Origin of the sequence: Mycobacterium sp. Root265, from assembly GCF_001428895.1 — a bacterium.
Classification (GTDB): domain Bacteria; phylum Actinomycetota; class Actinomycetes; order Mycobacteriales; family Mycobacteriaceae; genus Mycobacterium.
Genome location: NZ_LMJA01000003.1, coordinates 69,624 through 86,882, shown reverse-complemented (window position 1 = coordinate 86,882; position 17,259 = coordinate 69,624). Strand labels below are relative to the sequence as shown.

The following is a 17,259-nucleotide window of genomic DNA, read 5'->3' as shown; positions in this document are numbered from 1 at the left end:
CGCACCCGATGTTCGCCGATTGTTCTGCTTCGGGCGAGCAGAACCGGACACCGCAGCCCCCACGGTCGTTAGGCTCGGCACATCAACTGTCGAAAGGGGAGAGCGACATGAGCGACAGACTTCAGAAGGGCGGCAAGCTCGCACAGGGGGAGTCGCTGACGTCCAAGAACGGGGCCTACCGCGTGGTCCTGCAGGACGACGGCAACCTGGTGCTCTACAGCGGCGACACCGCAGTGTGGTCCACGGAGACCAACGGCCAGAACGTGGTCCGGGCCGAGGTGCAGGAGGACGGCAACTTCGTGCTCTACACACCCGACAAGCCGGTCTGGCACACCGACACCAAGGGCGCCAAGGATGTCCGGCTGATCATCCAGGATGACCGCAACCTGGTGCTCTATGGCTTCGACGGGGTGGCCTGGGCCTCGGGTACGGAGACGACCGAAGCTCCGCCGGCGCCGGCGACACCGCCGCCCGCCGCGCCGGCCGCCGAGCCCGAGGTCGAGCTCGCCGCCGCCGAGGAGCCCGCGCCGCAACCGGCCGCCGAGCCTGCGGCACCACCGCCCCCGCCTCCTCCTCCACCGCCGCCGCCGGCCCCACGCACCTACACGGTGGTCTCCGGGGACACGTTGTGGGCGATCTCGGAGCGCTTCTACGGCGACGGAAATCAGTATCAGCGCATTGCCGACGCCAGCGGTGTGGCCAATCCGGACCTGATCCACCCGGGTCAGGTGCTCACGATTCCGTAGTTCCGATCGCAGAAACATCGGCCCGGCCCCTCTACGGGGCCGGGCTTTTGTTGCTGTTGTGACACGCGAGTTGTTATGAGACCTGTGATGTAACGAGATCGATCCGTTATCCGATTCACTCCACAGCACCCCGGTAGCGTCGATTCCTGTGTGGGGTGGAGGATCGGAGGGCTCGATGCGTGCACGCCTGTTCCTGGGACTGATGGCGGCGGCGCCGGCAGCGGTGATGGCTCTGGCCGTCGCGCCCGCGGCCACCGCCGAACCGGGAGTGACTGTGTATCCCGGGATGGAAATCCGGCAGGGCAGCACCCTGTGCACGCTGGGATTCGTCGATCCGGTGGCGCGGGCCGCCTTCACCGCCGGGCACTGCCGGGGCGACGGACCCGTCACCGACAAGGCCGGTCATGTCATCGGTGCGATGGCATTGTTCGACGACAACACCCCCGACGGCGCAACGGTCACCGGCGATCACCAGATCGCCGACTGGGGTGCCATCACCCTGGCCGACGATGTCCAGGTCAACCCGGTGCTGCCGGGCGGGCGCGCACTCGTCATCGACGAGGCGCTGGCGGTGAGTCAGCCCGGACAGCAGGTCTGCCACTTCGGCGTCGTCACCGGTGAGAGCTGTGGCACCGTCGCGGCGGTCAACAACGGCTGGTTCACCATGGGCAACGGTGTCGTCAGTCAGAAGGGCGACTCGGGCGGCCCCGTCTACACGCTCACCCCGGACGGCCGGGCGGCGATCGTCGGATTGTTCAACAGCACCTGGGGCGGCGCCCCGACCGCGGTGTCCTGGCAGTCCACCGGCCAGCGGATCCGCGAGGCCGTCGCGACTCAGCCTGCCAGTTCGAACACCGGGATCGAAGCGGCGATCTCCTTCACCTCAGAGTCGGTCGATACGGGCGTCAACCCGCCCGAGTGACCCTTGATCTCCCAGTACCACCTGTCCAGATAGCGGCGGATCAGCTCCGGCTTGGCCGCATCGGGGACCTCCCGGATAGCCACCTGGCGCCGGTGCCAGCGCGGGCCGGTCTGCACGCTTCCCGCGGCCCGCGCATTGCGCACCCACTGAGTGTTCCCGCGCGGTGAGACGACGTAGTCGCGGCCGTCGACGGTGAGCACGTTGACCACCACCGACCGCCACTGACCCGTGGTCCGCCCCCGCACCCGCAGCGCCCGGCTGCCGGCGATTCCGATACCCAGTTCGGCCAACTGCCGGATCATCTCATTGAAGGCGCGGGCGGCCCGATTCGGCTGGTCATAACGTGTGGTCATGTCATTCCCTTCGATTGGAGAGCAGTGCTCTTGAATCAAGCCTGGCACGCCGGGCGCTCAAAATCAAGAGCAGTGTTCTCTTTTCTGGCACACTGACCCGGTGGGAAAACGGCAGGAGACGCGCGACCGGATCGAGGCGCAGATCATCGAGGTGGGTCGGCGTCATTTGGTCACCGACGGTGCCGCCGGATTGTCGTTGCGTGCCATTGCTCGCGAGATCGGCCTGGTGTCCTCTGCGGTGTACCGCTACGTCGCCAGCAGGGACGATCTGCTGACCCTGTTGCTGATCGACGCCTACACCGAACTGGCCGACGCGGTGGACGCCGCCGCCGAGGCGATGCCCGGCGACTGGGCGGCGCGGTTGGTGGCCATGGCGCACGCCGCGCGCCGCTGGGCCGTCGGGCAGCCGGCGCGCTGGGCGCTGCTCTACGGCAGTCCGGTGCCCGGCTATCGTGCGCCGGCCGAGTTGACGGTCGGCCCCGGCACCCGGGTGGTGGGCGCCCTGTTCGCGGCCATCGCCGACGGTATCCGTGCCGGTGCGGTGCCCGACCCGAAAGGTACTGCGCCGCAACCGGTATCGGACGACCTGGGCCGGGTGAGAGAAGAGTTCGGTTTCGCCGGTGGTGACCCCGTGCTGCTGCAGTGCTTCCTGGTGTGGGCGACGCTGGTGGGCGCGATCAGCCTGGAGGTGTTCGGACAGTACGGCCCGGACACGCTGACGGCGCCCGAGGTGGTGTTCGACGGCCAGGTCCGGTTGTTGGTGCAGGCGCTGGTCTCATCGGTCGGCGAATCGTGGCCGGACACAGGGCAGAACTAGAACACGTTCTAGCCATCGTGGCACGGTGGCGATATCCTCACTGGCGATGCTGAATCAGACACCTGTCCAGGTTGCTTGGGTGACCCGCGACCTCGACACCACCGAGCGGACGCTGACCGCGTTGCTCGGCGCCAAGAAGTGGGTGCGCATGCCCGGCATCCACTTCGGCCCGGACAGTTGCACCCACCGCGGTGAGCCTGCCGACTTCACCGCCGACATCTCGCTCAGCTATGCCGGCGACCTACAGCTCGAGCTGATCGCGCCGGTCGACGGCGAGAGCATCTACGCCGAGTTTCTGGCCACCTCCGGACCCGGTCTGCACCACATCTGCATGGCCGCCGCCGACGAGGCCGGGTTCGATACCGCGGTGCGTGACGCGCAAGCCGGCGGCGCACCGGTCGTCATGCAGGGCGTCATGCCCGGCGGGATGCGTTTCGCCTATGTCAGCGCCGCCGGCGCCGGCGTGCCGTTCATCGAGATCGCCCACATCCCGGCCGACATCCAGGCCGTCTTCGACCACATCAAGAACGAGCAGAAGTGAGAGATATGACACTGCAGCAGATTCCGGACACCCTGACCGTCGCCGATGCGGCGGACTGGTCCGACGAGGTCGACGTCGTGGTCGTCGGTTTCGGCATCGCCGGGGGATGCGCGGCGGTATCGGCCGCCGCGGCCGGCGCCCGGGTGCTGGTGCTGGAACGCGCCGCCGCCGCCGGCGGTACCACCTCGATGGCCGGCGGTCATTTCTACCTCGGCGGCGGCACCGCCGTACAGGAGGCCACCGGGCACGCCGACACCGCCGAGGCGATGTACGAGTACCTCGTCGCGGTGACCGAGGATCCCGAGCTGGACAAGATCCGCGCCTACTGCGAAGGCAGCGTCGACCACTTCAATTGGCTTGAGTCGCTGGGATTTCAGTTCGAGCGCAGCTACTACCCGGGCAAGGTGGTGGTGCCACCGGGCACCGAGGGCCTGTCCTACACCGGCAACGAGAAGGTGTGGCCGTTCATCGAACAGGCCGCCCCCGCCCCGCGCGGTCACTCGGTGCCGGTACCCGGCGAACTCGGTGGAGCCAACATGGTCATCGAACTGCTGCTCAAGCGCGCCGCCGAACTCGGCGTCCAGATCCGCTACGAGACCGGCGCCACCAACCTCATCGTCGAGGACGGTGCCGTGGTCGGGGTGAACTGGAAGCACTTCACCGAAACCGGTGCGGTGAGGGCGAAGTCGGTGGTGATCGCCGCGGGTGGGTTCGCGATGAACCCGGAGATGGTCGCCCAGTACACCCCGGCACTCGGCCAGGAACGCAAGACCAAACACCACGGCATGGTGGCGCCCTACATCCTGGGCAACCCCAACGACGACGGCCTGGGCATCCGGCTCGGGGTATCGGCCGGCGGCGTCGCGAAGAATCTCGACCAGCTGTTCATCACCGCCGCGGCCTATCCGCCGGAGATCCTGCTGACCGGCATCATCGTCAACAAGGACGGGCAGCGGTTCGTCGCCGAGGACTCCTATCATTCGCGGACCTCGGCGTTCGTCCTCGAGCAACCCGACCAGGCGGCGTATCTCATCGTCGACGAGGCGCACATGCAGATGCCGGAGATGCCGCTGATCAAGTTCATCGACGGCTTCGAGACGGTCGCCGAAATGGAATCCGCGCTCGGCATCCCGGAAGGCAAGCTGGCCGCCTCGCTGGCCCGGTACAACGAGAACGCCGCGGCCGGAACCGATCCCGATTTCCACAAGCAGCCCGACTACATCGCCGTGCAGGACACCGGGCCGTGGGCAGCCTTCGATCTGACCCTCGGGGTGGCGATGTACTCCGGGTTCACCATGGGTGGGCTGACGGTGTCGATCGACGGTGAGGTGCTGCGCGCCGACGGCAGCCCGGTCCCCGGGCTCTACGCCGCCGGTGCGTGCGCATCCAACATCGCCCGCGACGGCAAGGGTTACGCCAGCGGGGTGCAGCTGGGCGAGGGGTCCTTTTTCGGGCGGCGGGCGGGAGACCACGCAGGGCGACGCGCGGGCGTGCGCAGCGCCTAGCTGGGCTCGGGTTCCTTGTCGGGCTTGTCGATGTCATCGTCGACATCGCCGAGGATCCAGTTGCCGCCGCCGAGCAGGTGCAGGTGCCGCTCATGGTGTTGACCGACGGTGCTGCGGTGGGTGACGCTGACCAGGATGGTGTCCGGGAGTTCCCGGCGCACCAGGTCGTACATGGTGTACTCCAGGCCCTCGTCCAGCGCCGAGGTGGCCTCATCGAAGAACACCACCCGCGGTTTGGTCAGCAGCACCCGGGCGAAGGCGATGCGCTGCTGCTCGCCCGGGGAGAGCACCTTGGCCCAGTCCGCCAGCTCGCCGAGGCGTCTTGCGCACTGCGGTAGCGACACCTTGTCCAAGGCCACCTGCAGCTCGGCGTCGGTGAGCACGTCGGGGCCCTTGGGGTAGGACACCACGGCGCGCAGATCACCCAGCGGCACGTAGGGCAGCTGGGACAGGAACATCGTCTCGTTGATGCCGTCCGGGCAACGCAGCGTGCCCGATGTGTACGGCCACAGCTGGGCGAGGCTGCGCAGCAGCGTGGTCTTACCGGTGCCGGACTGACCGGTCACGATCAGCGTGTCACCCGGGTACATCTCCAGGTTCAGATTCTCGATCAGGCATTCGCCGGTGGGGGTATGGACATCGATATCGTGCAACTCCACCGGGCAGCTGCCGCACGGCTCCACGTTGAGTTCGGGGAGGGCGCGGCCTTCCTCGTTGGCGATCACCAGCCCGTGCAGACGGATGATCGAGGCCCGCCAGCCGGCGAACGCGTCATAGGAGTTACGGAAGAACGACAGCGATTCCTGGATCTGGCCGAATGCCGAACCGGTCTGGGAGACGTCGCCGAGCTGGATGTTCCCGCTGAACAGCCGCGGCGCCTGGATGACCCAGGGCAGTGGGTTGATGATCTGGCTGATGGTCAAGTTCCACCCGTAGAACCCGACCGACCGATTGATGAAGCGCTGATAGTTCGACACGATCGGCTCGAACCGATTGCGTAGCTGCACCCGTTCGGCGACCTCGCCGCGGTAGAACGCCACCGACTCCGAGGCGTCGCGCAGGCGGACCAGCGCGTAACGGAACGCGGCGTTGTACTTCTCGTTGTCGAAGCTCAACCGGATGATCGGGCGGCCGATCCAGAACGCGATGATCGTGGCGATGAAGACGTAGACGAACGCGATCAGGAACATCGCTCGCGGCACCGTGACTCCGAAGAGCTCCAGATCGCCGGACAGGTTCCACAGAATCAGCGCGAACGAAATCACCGAGACGACGGCCGAGATGGCGCCGAACAGCAGGGTGGATCCGCTGGTGTTGTTGGGCGTATTCGGCAGCGGGCCGACGTTGGTGGTGAAGATGTCGATATCGGACTGGATTCGCTGATCCGGGTTGTCGATGGTGTCATCGATGAACCGGCTGCGGTAATAGGCCTTGCCGTCGAGCCAATCTGCCGTCAGCCGGGCGGTCAGCCAGGTCCGCCACGCCAGCATGAAACGCTGCATCATGTACAGGTCGAGCATTACCCGCGCAACGTGAATGGTCGCCAGGAGCGCGAACATCCACAGCGCCGTCCAGAACCCGTCCACGCCGGACTGCCGGACCGCCTCGTCACCACTGGACAGGCCCTGCACTGCCACCTGGGCGCCGGTCATCATGTCGTTGCCCTGGAAGCTGAACAGCACATCGAGGCGGACCCCGGAGATCACCGACAGCAGGATCGCGCCGAGCCACGCCCACGCCTTCACCGACTCGCGGCCGGTGAAGTAGGCGCCGGTGACACGCCAGAACTGGCGGCCCCAGGTGGTGAACCTGCCGAGCAGGAAGAGCACCACCAGGGTGCCGCAAGCGGCCATCGCCCACGCCTTGGCGATCCAGATCAGCGAGGTGACGAGCTCACTGCCCCAGTCGAGGGACGTGGTGAACATTTCCATGCGGGCAAGGTACCCCTAGAAGCTGTCGACAGGTGGTCGGAGGGTGCTGTCGGACCAGCGGCCGTCGCCGAGCAGATCGAGCCGGTGTTCATGGAATCGGTGCACCGTGCGGCGATGGCTGACGCTGACCACGGTGGTGCCGGGCAGCTCGGCCTGCAGCAGCTGATAGAGCGTGAGCTCGAGGCCCTCGTCGAGCGCCGAGGTGGATTCGTCCAGGCACACCAGCGGCGGGCGGTGCAGCAACACCCGGGCGAACGCGATGCGCTGTTGTTCACCGGGGGACAGGATGGCCGCCCAATCACGGGTGTCGCCGAGCTGCAGGACCAGGTGCGGCAGTGCCACCTGCAGCAGCACCCGCTGGATGGCGTCATCGCTGAACCCGGCGCGGTCGTGCGGATAGGCCACCACCGTGCGCAGTGTCCCCAGCGGCAGATACGGCACCTGCGGGATGAACATGCTGTCCAGCGGGTACTGCGCGTGACCGGACGTGTAGGGCCACAACCCGGCCAGGCTCTGCAACAGCACCGACTTACCCACCCCGGACGGCCCGGTGACCAACAGGGTGGCCCCGCTTTCCAGCGTCAGGTTCAGCCTGTCGACCAGCCGGCGGCCGTCCGGGGTGCGGACCTCCACGCCGTGCAGCCGGACCGCGTCATCGGCCGGCGGAAGGTAATCGATCCCGGGCATGGCCCGCGCCCGCCGGTTGGCGTCCAGCAGTCCGTCGAGCCGGATCAGCGCGGCCCGGAACCCGGCGAACGCGTCGTAACTGGTGCGGAAGAAGGACAGCCCGTCATGGATGGCATGGAACGCGGTGGCCGACTGCATGACATCGCCGAAGGAGATCTGCTGGGAGAACAGCCGTTGGGCCTGCACGACATAGGGCAGCGGATTGATGGCCTGGCTCATCGACACATTCCAGCCCAGGAACAGCATCATCCGGTTCAGCCAATTCCGGTAGTTGCCGATCACCCCGACCAGACGTTCGTCGAGCCCGCGTCGTTCGGCCGGCTCTCCCCGGTACAGCCCGACGCCCGCGGCGGCTTCCTTGAGCCGGATCATCGCGAACCGGAAGCCGGCGTTGCGGACCTCGTTGCGGAAGCTCAACCGGATCAGCGGGCGGCCGATCCAGAACGCGACGACGGTGGCGGCCAGCACGTAGACGATCACCGTCCAGAACAGCGCCCGCGGGATCACGATGCCCAGCAGGTTCAGCGGCCCGGACAGGTTCCACAGGATGACCCCGAACGAGGCGACCGTCAGCATGGACTCGATCGCGCCGAACAACAGGATGTGGTTGGAGCCGTGCGCCGGATTGTTCTCCTCCGCCGAGCCGGTGGTCACGATGTCGACGTCGGCCTGGATCCGCTGGTCGGGGTTGTCGACCGCATCGCGGACGAACCGGCCACGGAAATAGGCGTGCCCGGCGAGCCAGTCGTCGAGGACGTGGCGGGTCAGCCACAGCCGCCACCGGATCAGGAAGCGCTGGGTGAGGTACAGGTCGGCGAAGTAGCGCGTCATGAACAGCACGGCGAGCACGAGGTAGACCAGCAGGGCATCCCAGAAATGTGAGATGCCATCGGCCTTGAGCGAGTCGTCGCCGGTGCCGCTGCCCTGAAATGCCATCTGCAGGGAGGTGAACAGGTCGTTGGTGTAATAGCTGATCAACACGCTGAGCCGGACCGCGATGATCGTCGAGAGCAACAGGGTGCCCAGGGCCAGCCACACCGGCGCGCTGCCCCTGCCGGTGAAGAAGCTGCCGGTGATGCGGACGAACTGACGGCCCCACTCGGTGCGGCGGGCCGCCACGGCGATCACGATCGCCAGACAGGCCGCGGTGACACCGAACGCTTCGAGGATCCACCGCGCCGAACGCCCGAACTCGGTACTCCAGTCGATCGACGGGCCGAGCGTCGCTGTGTCCATCTCTGTCCGTTCGACGGTGCCGGCCGTTGGCGTGCTGTTGGCAGGAAGCTACCGCAGCGTAGGTGCCGTGGCGCCGCGCCACGGCAGTGCGGCCACCGTGCCGCTGCCGCGTACCGTATGAATGTGGCTGTGAGTTCCAAGACCTCGAAGGCGTCCAAGTCCGGTGGCTCGAAATCAGGCGGGTTGAGCAACCGATTCTGGAAGCTGCTCGGCGCGAGCACCGACAAGGACCAGGCGCGCTCCATGACCCAGGTCCGCGCCTCGTCGACATTCGACGAGAAGGCCGCCGGCCTCGACGATGAGCAGCTGCGCAAGGCCGCGGGCCTGCTGAACCTCGACGAGCTCGCCGACTCCAGCGATATCCCGCAGTTTTTGGCCATCGTGCGGGAAGCGGCCGACCGGTCGATCTCCCTGCGACCCTTCGACGTCCAGCTGCTCGGGGCGCTGCGCATGCTCGCCGGCGATGTGGTCGAGATGGCCACCGGTGAAGGTAAGACCCTGGCAGGCGCGATCGCGGCGGCCGGCTACGCCATCGCGGGCCGCAGCGTGCACGTCATCTCCGTCAACGACTACCTGGCCCGCCGCGACGCCGAATGGATGGCCCCCCTGCTGGAGGCGCTCGGTCTGACCGTCGGCTGGATCACCGCCGACGCGACGCCCGAGCAGCGCCGCAAGGCCTATGGCTGCAATGTCACCTACGGCTCGGTCAACGAGATCGGCTTCGACGTGCTGCGCGATCAGTTGGTCATCTCGGTGGACGATCTGGTCTCACCCAGCCCGGACGTGGCGCTGATCGACGAGGCCGACTCGGTGCTGGTCGACGAGGCCCTGGTCCCGCTGGTGCTGGCCGGCACCTCACACCGCGAGACCCCGCGGCTGGAGATCATCAAGCTCGTCGGCGAGCTGCGCGAGAACGCCGAATACGAGACCGACGCCGACCGCCGCAACGTGCAGCTCACCGATGCCGGTGCGCGTCGGCTGGAGGCGGCCCTCGGCGGGATCGACCTGTACTCCGAGGAACACGTCGGCACCACGCTCACCGAGATCAACGTGGCGCTGCACGCGCATGTGCTGCTGGAGCGCGATGTGCACTACATCGTCCGCGACGACGCCGTACACCTGATCAACGCCTCCCGCGGCCGCATCGCCTCGCTGCAGCGCTGGCCCGACGGCCTGCAGGCGGCGGTCGAGGCCAAGGAGGGCATTGACATCACCGAGACCGGTGAGGTGCTCGACACCATCACCGTGCAGGCACTGATCAACCGGTACCCGCGGGTGTGCGGGATGACCGGTACCGCGCTGGCCGCCGGCGAGCAGCTGCGCCAGTTCTACAAGCTGGGGGTCTCACCGATCCCGTCCAACAAGCCGAACATGCGCGAGGACGAGTCGGACCGGGTCTACATCACGGTGGCCGCCAAGAACGACGCCATCGTCGAGCACATCACCGAGGTGCACGCATCGTCGCAGCCGATCCTCGTCGGCACCCGCGATGTCGCCGAATCCGAGGAACTGCACGAACGACTGGTGAAGGCCGGTATCCCGGCGGTGGTGCTGAACGCCAAGAACGACGCCGAAGAGGCGGCCGTGATCGCCGAGGCCGGCGCGCAGGGCCGGGTCACGGTGTCCACCCAGATGGCCGGCCGCGGTACTGACATCCGCCTCGGCGGCTCGGATGAGGCCCAGCACGATGAGGTCGCCGAGCTGGGCGGTCTGCACGTCATCGGCACCGGACGGCACTACACCGAGCGGCTGGACAACCAGCTGCGCGGCCGCGCCGGCCGCCAGGGCGACCCGGGTTCCTCGGTGTTCTTCTCCAGCTGGGAGGACGACGTGGTGGTGTCCTTCCTGGAACCCAACAAGCTGCCGTTGCAGACCGACGAGGACGGCAAGGTCACCAGCACCAAGGCGGCCACCCTGCTCGACCACGCCCAGCGGGTCGCCGAGGGCAAGACGCTGGACCTGCACGCCAACACCTGGCGCTACAACCAGCTCACCGCGCAGCAGCGCGCCATCCTGGTCGACCGCCGCGACACCCTGCTGCGCACCGCCACGGCGCGCGAAGAGCTGCAGGAACGTTCGCCGAAACGCTATGAGCAGATCGCCGAATCGGTCTCCGAGGAACGGCTCGACGAGATCTGCCGGCTGATCATGCTGTATCACCTGGACCGGGGCTGGGCCGATCACCTGGCGTACCTCGCCGACATCCGGGAGAGCATCAGCCTGCGCGCACTGGGCAACCAGAGCCCGCTCGACGAGTTCCACCGGATGGCGGTCGACGCCTTCGCCTCGCTGGCGGCCGACGCCATCGAGGCGGCCCAGCAGACCTTCGACACCGCCAATATCGTCGGCGGCGAGACCGGCCTGGACCTGACCAGGCTGGCTCGCCCGACCTCGACGTGGACGTACATGATTCACGACGACCCGCTGGCCGACAACGTCATGTCGGCGCTGAGCCTGCCGGGTGTCTTCCGCTAGGTTGACCGTCATGGAGCCTTCAGGGGGCGAAGGCAGGGATCGGATCTTCACGATCCCCAATGCGCTGAGTGTGCTGCGCCTGCTGCTGGTGCCGGTCTTTCTGTATCTGCTGTTCACCGGTGCCATCGGTTGGGCGGTCGCGGTGCTGATGTTCAGCGGGTTCTCCGATTGGGCGGACGGCAAGATCGCCCGGCTCGTCGCCGATCAGTCCTCGCGACTCGGGGAGCTTCTCGACCCGGCCGTCGACCGGATCTACATGGTGGTGACGCCGGTGGCCCTGGCCGTCGCCGGGGTGGTGCCGTGGTGGTTCGTCGCGGTGCTGATCGGCCGGGACGTGGTGCTGGCCGCGACGCTGCCGGTGCTGCGCAGTCGTGGGCTCACCGCGCTGCCGGTCACCTATCTGGGCAAGGCCGCGACATTCGCGCTGATGTCCGGGCTGCCGTTCGTGCTGCTGGGCCAGTTCGACGCGCTGTGGAGCCGGGTGATCCTGGCCATCGGGTGGGCGTTCCTGATCTGGGGGATGGCGCTGTACCTGTGGTCGGCGGTGCTCTACCTGGCGCAGGTGGGGCTGGTGATCAAGCGACTGCCCCGCACCGCCGCGGCGAGCCGGGGGATACCCGGAAATGGTTGATCCCGTGAGTTCGCTGGGTGGCTATCACCCCGAGGCCGGACTCAACCATCACGAAGCCGGTGCGCCGCAACGCATCCCGGTGCCGTCGCTGCTACGTTCGCTGCTCTCCGATCACCTCGACCCCGGTTACGCGGCCGCCGCGTCGGCCCGCCACGACCGGCCCGCCGGCCGGTTGCGCTCCGGGGGCTGGACATTGCTGGCCGGGTTGACCGTGGCGGTGGTGTTCGCCGTGGCCGCCGCGCAGGCGCAGTCGGTGGCGCCGGCCAATCGGCAGACCCAGCTGGTGCTGGCCGACAGCGTGCGGACCGGCGAGAACCGCACCGACGCCGTCGAGGCAACCAGGGACGGGCTGGCCGCCGAGGTGGAGACCGAGCGCCGCAGCCGCCTGGCCGGCGACGCACAGGGCCGGGCGCTGCTCGCCGCGCTCGACGAGGCGGAGTTCGAGGCCGCGGTCACCCCCGCGATCGGGCCCGGCCTTGAGGTCACCGTGACCGACCCCGGCATGTCCCGCGATCTCACCGACGTGTCCAAACAGCGGGTCGCGGGCAGCCAGCAGGCGATCCTGGACCGAGATCTGCAGCTGGTGGTCAACTCGCTGTGGGTCGGGGGAGCCGAGGCGATCGCGGTCGGCGGGGTGCGGATCGGTCCCAATGTCACCATCCGGCAGGCCGGCGGCGGCATCCTCGTCGACAACCGCCCGATCACCAGTCCGTATGCCGTCATCGCGCTGGGGCCGCCACACGCCCTGCAGGACGTGTTCAACCGCAGTCCCGGGATGCAGCGCCTCACGTTGCTGCAGCAGTCCTACGGCGTGGGGGTTACGGTCAGTACCGGCGAGGCGCTGAGCGTGCCCGGCGGTTCGGTACGAGAGATCCGCTTCGCCAAACAGATTGAGCGTTGAGGTATGGGACTGAGTGTGATCCACACATGATCGGCATCGCCGCACTCGTCGTCGGCATCGTGCTGGGGCTGGTCTTCCACCCGAGCGTGCCCGAGGCGATCCAGCCGTACCTGCCCATCGCCGTGGTGGCGGCGCTGGACGCGGTGTTCGGTGGGCTGCGCGCCTATCTCGAGCGGATCTTCGACGCGAAGGTGTTCGTCGTCTCCTTCGTCTTCAACGTGCTGGTGGCCGCGCTCATCGTCTACGTGGGCGACCAGCTCGGTGTCGGCACCCAATTGTCCACGGCGATCATCGTCGTGCTCGGCATCCGTATCTTCGGTAACGCTGCCGCGTTGCGGCGCAGGCTGTTCGGGGCGTGAGAGATGGCTGAGCACGACGGTGACGAGCAGCCCGAGCACGGCCGCCACGAGTTGCCGGAGGATGCCGCGGCGCAGGCCGGCCGGACCCGGTCGCAATGGATCTTCGGCGCTCTCGGCGTCCTGTTGTGCATGTTGCTCGGCATCGCGATCGTCACCCAGGTCCGGCAGACCGGATCCGGGGATTCGCTGGAGACCGCACGGCCGGCCGACCTGCTGGTGCTGCTGGATTCCCTGCAGCAGCGGGAAGCCGCGCTCAACACCGAGGTGGCGGATTTGCAGCAGACCCTGAACTCACTGCAGGCTTCCGGCAGCAGCGATCAGGCGGCCATCGAGAACGCTCAGGCCAGGCTGGCGGCGCTGTCCATCCTGATCGGCGCCGTGGCCGCCGTCGGCCCGGGCGTGACGATCAACGTCCAGGACAACGCGCGCGGCGTGTCGCCGGAGACGATGCTCGATGTGATCAACGAATTGCGGGCCGCGGGCGCCGAGGCCATGGAGATCCGGGGAAGCGGGGCCGGCGGGGCGGTGCGCGTGGGCGTGGACACCTGGGTGGTCGGCGCGCCGGGCGCTCTGATCATCGACGGGGTCACGCTCGGGTCGCCGTATTCGGTTCTGGCGATTGGTGATCCGCCCACCCTGTCGGCCGCGATGAACATTCCGGGCGGGGCGATGGACAGCGTGAAACGGGTCGGCGGCGCGATGACGGTGACCCAGTCCGAGTCCGTCGAGGTGACCGCCTTGCGGCAACCGAAACCTCGCCAATACGCTCAGCCCGTCAAGTAGTGCGCCCGAGTCCCGCCGCCGAAGGAGTCCCGTGAGCGAGATCCCGTCCGATCTGCAGTACACCGCCGAGCACGAATGGGTGCGACGCACCGGCGAGGACACCGTGCGGGTCGGCATCACCGACTACGCGCAGGCCGCCCTCGGCGACGTGGTGTTCGTGCAGCTGCCCGATGTGGGCGCAGCGGTCGCCGCCGGCGATGCGTTCGGTGAGGTGGAATCCACCAAATCGCTGTCGGACCTCTACGCCCCGATCACCGCGAAAGTCGTTGCGGTCAACGGTGAGCTCGAGGGCAGCCCGGAGCTGGTGAACTCCGATCCCTACGGGGCCGGCTGGCTGGTCGAACTGCAGACCGAGACCGCCGCGCCCGCCGGTCCGCTCCCGGACCTTTTGGACGCGGACGGCTACCGCGGGATTCTCCCCGAGTAGGGGTTGTTAGGGTTTTGCGGATCGGTTGATCAGCGACAAGCGTGAGCAAGTCTGCGTGACCGGATCCGGCGGTGGTGGACCCAATGGCCTGCCCGGCGCGGTACGGTCGTCGTAAGACGCAATGACGGTCGGGGGGCCAGCGCCGGCCGCCGGACAAGCACGCCACAGCAGCCAGTAGAGGAGCAGCGGGTGACGGAAAACAGCAACTTTCAGGCCGACCAGTCCGATGAAGTCACAGTGGAGACGACATCGGTTTTCCGCGCTGATTTCCTGAATGAACTGGATGCCCCGGCCAGCACCGGCACCGAGAGTTCGGTGTCGGGCGTCGAGGGGCTGCCTGCGGGTTCGGCACTTCTCGTCGTCAAGCGGGGCCCCAACGCGGGCTCGCGCTTCCTGCTCGACCAGGCCACCACCTCGGCCGGTCGCCACCCCGACAGCGACATCTTCCTCGATGACGTCACCGTGAGCCGTCGGCACGCCGAGTTCCGGCTGGAGTCCGGCGAGTTCCAGGTGGTCGACGTCGGTAGCCTCAACGGCACCTACGTCAATCGTGAGCCGGTGGACTCCGCCGTGCTGGCCAACGGCGACGAGGTGCAGATCGGCAAGTTCCGCCTGGTGTTCCTGACCGGGCCGAAGACCGACGACGCAGGCTGACTGCGGAGCGCTCGCGCGAGGACTAGATGACCCAGCCCGAACCGGCGCCCGCCGGGATGTCCATCGGAGCGGTTCTGGATCTGCTGCGCCCGGACTTCCCGGACGTGACGATCTCGAAGATCCGGTTCCTGGAGGCCGAAGGGCTGGTCACCCCGCAGCGCTCAGCGGCGGGCTATCGCCGGTTCACCGCCTACGACTGCGCGCGGCTGCGGTTTGTCCTGACCGCGCAGCGTGAGCAGTATCTGCCGCTGAAGGTCATCAAGGCCCAACTCGACGCCCAACCCGACGGCGAACTGCCTGCGCTCGGCTCCGCGTACACGGTCCCGCGCCTGGTCCAGATCACCGGGGATGCGAGCGCCGACACCGACCATGCGGGCACCGACGCGGTGGCACCGGCACAGGTGCGGCTCAGCCGGGAGGACCTGCTGTCCCGGTCGGGTGTGGACAACGCGCTGCTGGCGGCACTGGTCACCGCGGGGGTCATCAAGCCCGGACCGGCCGGATTCTTCGACGAACATTCGGTCACCATCGCGCAGTGCGCGCGGGCGCTGGCCGACTACGGTGTCGAACCCCGGCATCTGCGGGCGTTCCGGTCGGCAGCCGACCGGCAGTCCGATCTGATCGCCCAGATCGCCGGGCCGGTGGCGGCCGCGGGCAAGGCCGGCGCCCGCGACCGCGCCGACGACCTGGCCCGGGAGGTGGCGGCGCTGGCGATCACCTTGCACACGTCGTTGATCAAGTCCGCTGTGCGAGACGTTCTCGATCGTTGAGGACTAGACTTTCCTCGACGGCTTCGTTGCGGAGGGCAGGCGCTGATGGGTGAGGTTCGGGTAGTCGGTATTCGTGTGGAGCAACCCCAGAATCAGCCGGTGCTGTTGCTGCGCGAGTCGAATGGTGACCGCTACCTGCCGATCTGGATCGGGCAGTCCGAGGCCGCCGCGATCGCGCAGGAACAGCAGGGTGTCGAGGCGCCACGCCCGCTCACCCATGACCTCATCCGGGATCTGATTGCTGCCCTGGGCCATTCGCTCAAAGAGGTGCGCATCGTCGATCTGCAGGAGGGCACCTTCTACGCCGACCTGATCTTCGACCGCGATATCAAGGTCTCGGCCAGACCCTCGGACTCGGTGGCCATCGCGCTGCGCGTCGGGGTGCCGATCTACGTCGAGGAAGCGGTACTGGCCGAGGCCGGGCTGCTGATACCCGACGAGACCGACGAGGAGACCGACGGAACGGTCCGCGAGGACGAGGTCGAGAAGTTCAAGGAATTCCTCGACAGCGTCTCACCCGATGATTTCAAGGCCACCTGACCCTGCTCCGGCCGCGTGACGTCGAACATCACGGATGCGTCTCGTGAGTTCGACACGCGGGTCGAGTGTGAGCCGCACGGGAAATGGGCAGCCATAATTTTGATCGACGACAAGCAGTAGCAGCAATGTGTTGAGCGTATGCTCGACACATTCAAACTCGGACGTGACGCGGGTACGGTCACGGGCCCGGGGGCGACGGCGAGAGGATGGACTGTGGGCGACACGCCACATCAGGGGGAGTTGGATCTGTCTTCAGCCGGCGGTTCCACGCCGCCCGTGAGCAGCGCACCCGGCGAACCCGTGCAGGGCGGTCTGTTCCCGGACAACTCGATCCCGGACGAGCTGGTCGGCTACCGCGGACCGAGCGCCTGCCAGATCGCCGGCATCACCTATCGGCAGCTCGACTACTGGGCGCGCACCTCGCTGGTTGTGCCATCGATCCGTGGCGCCGCCGGATCGGGCAGCCAACGGCTGTACTCCTTCAAGGACGTCCTGGTCCTCAAGATCGTCAAGCGTCTGCTCGACACCGGTATCTCCCTGCACAACATCCGGGTCGCGGTGGATCACCTGCGTCAACGCGGGGTGCAGGATCTCGCCAACATCACCCTGTTCTCCGATGGCACCACCGTGTACGAGTGCACCTCCGCCGAAGAGGTCGTCGACCTCCTGCAAGGCGGGCAGGGCGTGTTCGGGATCGCGGTCTCGGGTGCCATGCGGGAACTGACCGGCGCGATCGCCGACTTCCCGGGAGAACGTGCCGACGGCGGCGAATCGATCGCCGCCCCGGAGGACGAACTGGCCTCGCGGCGTAAGACCCGCGACCGCAAAATCGGCTGAGATACGCCGCACCACATCGAAGAGGGCCGCTGCGGCGGCCCTTTTTGATGTCTTCTCCGCTCCGCGCCACCATGGTGTTGGACACAGTTGCGGCGCCCACCCCGGCGATGAGTTTGATCACACCACCCCGATTTCAGCTGCGCC

Annotated in this window: 18 protein-coding genes; 15 read left to right on the top strand and 3 right to left on the bottom strand. The window is 67.6% G+C overall.

Going from position 1 to position 17,259, the window contains the following annotated elements:
- The first annotated feature begins 107 nt into the window (after positions 1–107).
- Both ASE48_RS05750 and ASE48_RS05745 read left to right on the top strand, forming a co-directional pair.
- A complete protein-coding gene (locus tag ASE48_RS05750; protein ID WP_057166087.1) occupies positions 108–746 on the top strand; it encodes a LysM peptidoglycan-binding domain-containing protein in 639 nt (212 codons plus the stop codon).
- 175 nt (positions 747–921) lie between these two features.
- A complete protein-coding gene (locus ASE48_RS05745; protein WP_442928695.1) occupies positions 922–1,668 on the top strand; it encodes an Rv1815 family serine proteinase in 747 nt (248 codons plus the stop codon).
- Here the strand turns inward: ASE48_RS05745 and ASE48_RS05740 are convergent.
- Positions 1,581–2,021, bottom strand: coding sequence for a nitroreductase/quinone reductase family protein (locus ASE48_RS05740; RefSeq protein WP_057166086.1), 441 nt, complete (start codon positions 2,019–2,021; stop codon positions 1,581–1,583). The two genes, ASE48_RS05745 and ASE48_RS05740, sit on opposite strands and share 88 nt — an antisense overlap.
- A gap of 100 nt (positions 2,022–2,121) precedes the next feature.
- On the opposite strand from ASE48_RS05740, the gene ASE48_RS05735 reads away from it, so the two are divergent.
- The 3 genes from ASE48_RS05735 to ASE48_RS05725 are packed head-to-tail and all read left to right on the top strand — an operon-like array spanning position 2,122 to position 4,884.
- Positions 2,122–2,838, top strand: a complete 717-nt coding sequence (locus ASE48_RS05735) for a TetR/AcrR family transcriptional regulator (protein ID WP_057166085.1) — start codon at positions 2,122–2,124, stop codon at positions 2,836–2,838.
- A 46-nt stretch (positions 2,839–2,884) separates the two neighbouring features.
- Positions 2,885–3,379, top strand: coding sequence for a VOC family protein (locus ASE48_RS05730; RefSeq protein WP_057166084.1), 495 nt, complete (start codon positions 2,885–2,887; stop codon positions 3,377–3,379).
- A gap of 5 nt (positions 3,380–3,384) precedes the next feature.
- Positions 3,385–4,884: an FAD-binding protein gene (locus ASE48_RS05725; RefSeq protein ID WP_057166083.1), complete on the top strand. Its 1,500-nt coding sequence runs from the start codon at positions 3,385–3,387 to the stop codon at positions 4,882–4,884.
- Here ASE48_RS05725 and ASE48_RS05720 read toward each other — a convergent pair.
- Positions 4,881–6,815, bottom strand: coding sequence for an ABC transporter ATP-binding protein/permease (locus ASE48_RS05720; protein ID WP_057166082.1), 1,935 nt, complete (start codon positions 6,813–6,815; stop codon positions 4,881–4,883). The two genes, ASE48_RS05725 and ASE48_RS05720, sit on opposite strands and share 4 nt — an antisense overlap.
- A 15-nt stretch (positions 6,816–6,830) precedes the next feature.
- Complete coding sequence (locus ASE48_RS05715; protein WP_057166081.1) at positions 6,831–8,738, bottom strand: ABC transporter ATP-binding protein/permease; 1,908 nt, start codon at positions 8,736–8,738, stop codon at positions 6,831–6,833.
- A 129-nt stretch (positions 8,739–8,867) separates the two neighbouring features.
- On the opposite strand from ASE48_RS05715, the gene secA2 reads away from it, so the two are divergent.
- The 10 genes from secA2 to ASE48_RS05665 all read left to right on the top strand — a co-directional run bounded on the left by secA2 (position 8,868) and on the right by ASE48_RS05665 (position 17,115).
- Positions 8,868–11,213 (top strand): accessory Sec system translocase SecA2, encoded by a 2,346-nt coding sequence (secA2, locus tag ASE48_RS05710; protein ID WP_235570838.1) that lies wholly within the window; start codon positions 8,868–8,870, stop codon positions 11,211–11,213.
- A 10-nt stretch (positions 11,214–11,223) separates the two neighbouring features.
- Positions 11,224–11,844 (top strand): CDP-alcohol phosphatidyltransferase family protein, encoded by a 621-nt coding sequence (locus ASE48_RS05705; protein WP_057166191.1) that lies wholly within the window; start codon positions 11,224–11,226, stop codon positions 11,842–11,844.
- Positions 11,837–12,745, top strand: a complete 909-nt coding sequence (locus tag ASE48_RS05700) for a DUF881 domain-containing protein (protein WP_057166079.1) — start codon at positions 11,837–11,839, stop codon at positions 12,743–12,745. The genes ASE48_RS05705 and ASE48_RS05700 overlap by 8 nt, the downstream gene beginning before the upstream one ends.
- Positions 12,746–12,771: 26 nt before the next feature.
- Positions 12,772–13,104 carry a small basic family protein gene (locus tag ASE48_RS05695; protein ID WP_024455738.1) on the top strand — a complete coding sequence of 111 codons (333 nt, stop codon included), beginning with the start codon at positions 12,772–12,774 and terminating at the stop codon, positions 13,102–13,104.
- A gap of 3 nt (positions 13,105–13,107) precedes the next feature.
- Positions 13,108–13,887, top strand: coding sequence for a DUF881 domain-containing protein (locus ASE48_RS05690; RefSeq protein ID WP_057166078.1), 780 nt, complete (start codon positions 13,108–13,110; stop codon positions 13,885–13,887).
- A gap of 31 nt (positions 13,888–13,918) precedes the next feature.
- On the top strand, positions 13,919–14,314 hold the full coding sequence (gene gcvH / locus ASE48_RS05685) for a glycine cleavage system protein GcvH (RefSeq protein WP_057166077.1): 396 nt from the start codon (positions 13,919–13,921) through the stop codon (positions 14,312–14,314).
- Positions 14,315–14,503: 189 nt separating this feature from the next.
- A complete protein-coding gene (garA, locus tag ASE48_RS05680) occupies positions 14,504–14,968 on the top strand; it encodes a glycogen accumulation regulator GarA (RefSeq protein ID WP_057166076.1) in 465 nt (154 codons plus the stop codon).
- A gap of 26 nt (positions 14,969–14,994) precedes the next feature.
- Positions 14,995–15,738 carry a transcriptional regulator FtsR gene (ftsR, locus tag ASE48_RS05675; RefSeq protein ID WP_057166075.1) on the top strand — a complete coding sequence of 248 codons (744 nt, stop codon included), beginning with the start codon at positions 14,995–14,997 and terminating at the stop codon, positions 15,736–15,738.
- 45 nt (positions 15,739–15,783) lie between these two features.
- Positions 15,784–16,278, top strand: a complete 495-nt coding sequence (locus tag ASE48_RS05670; protein WP_057166074.1) for a bifunctional nuclease family protein — start codon at positions 15,784–15,786, stop codon at positions 16,276–16,278.
- 213 nt (positions 16,279–16,491) lie between these two features.
- Positions 16,492–17,115: a MerR family transcriptional regulator gene (locus tag ASE48_RS05665; RefSeq protein WP_057166190.1), complete on the top strand. Its 624-nt coding sequence runs from the start codon at positions 16,492–16,494 to the stop codon at positions 17,113–17,115.
- The last annotated feature ends 144 nt before the right edge of the window (positions 17,116–17,259 follow it).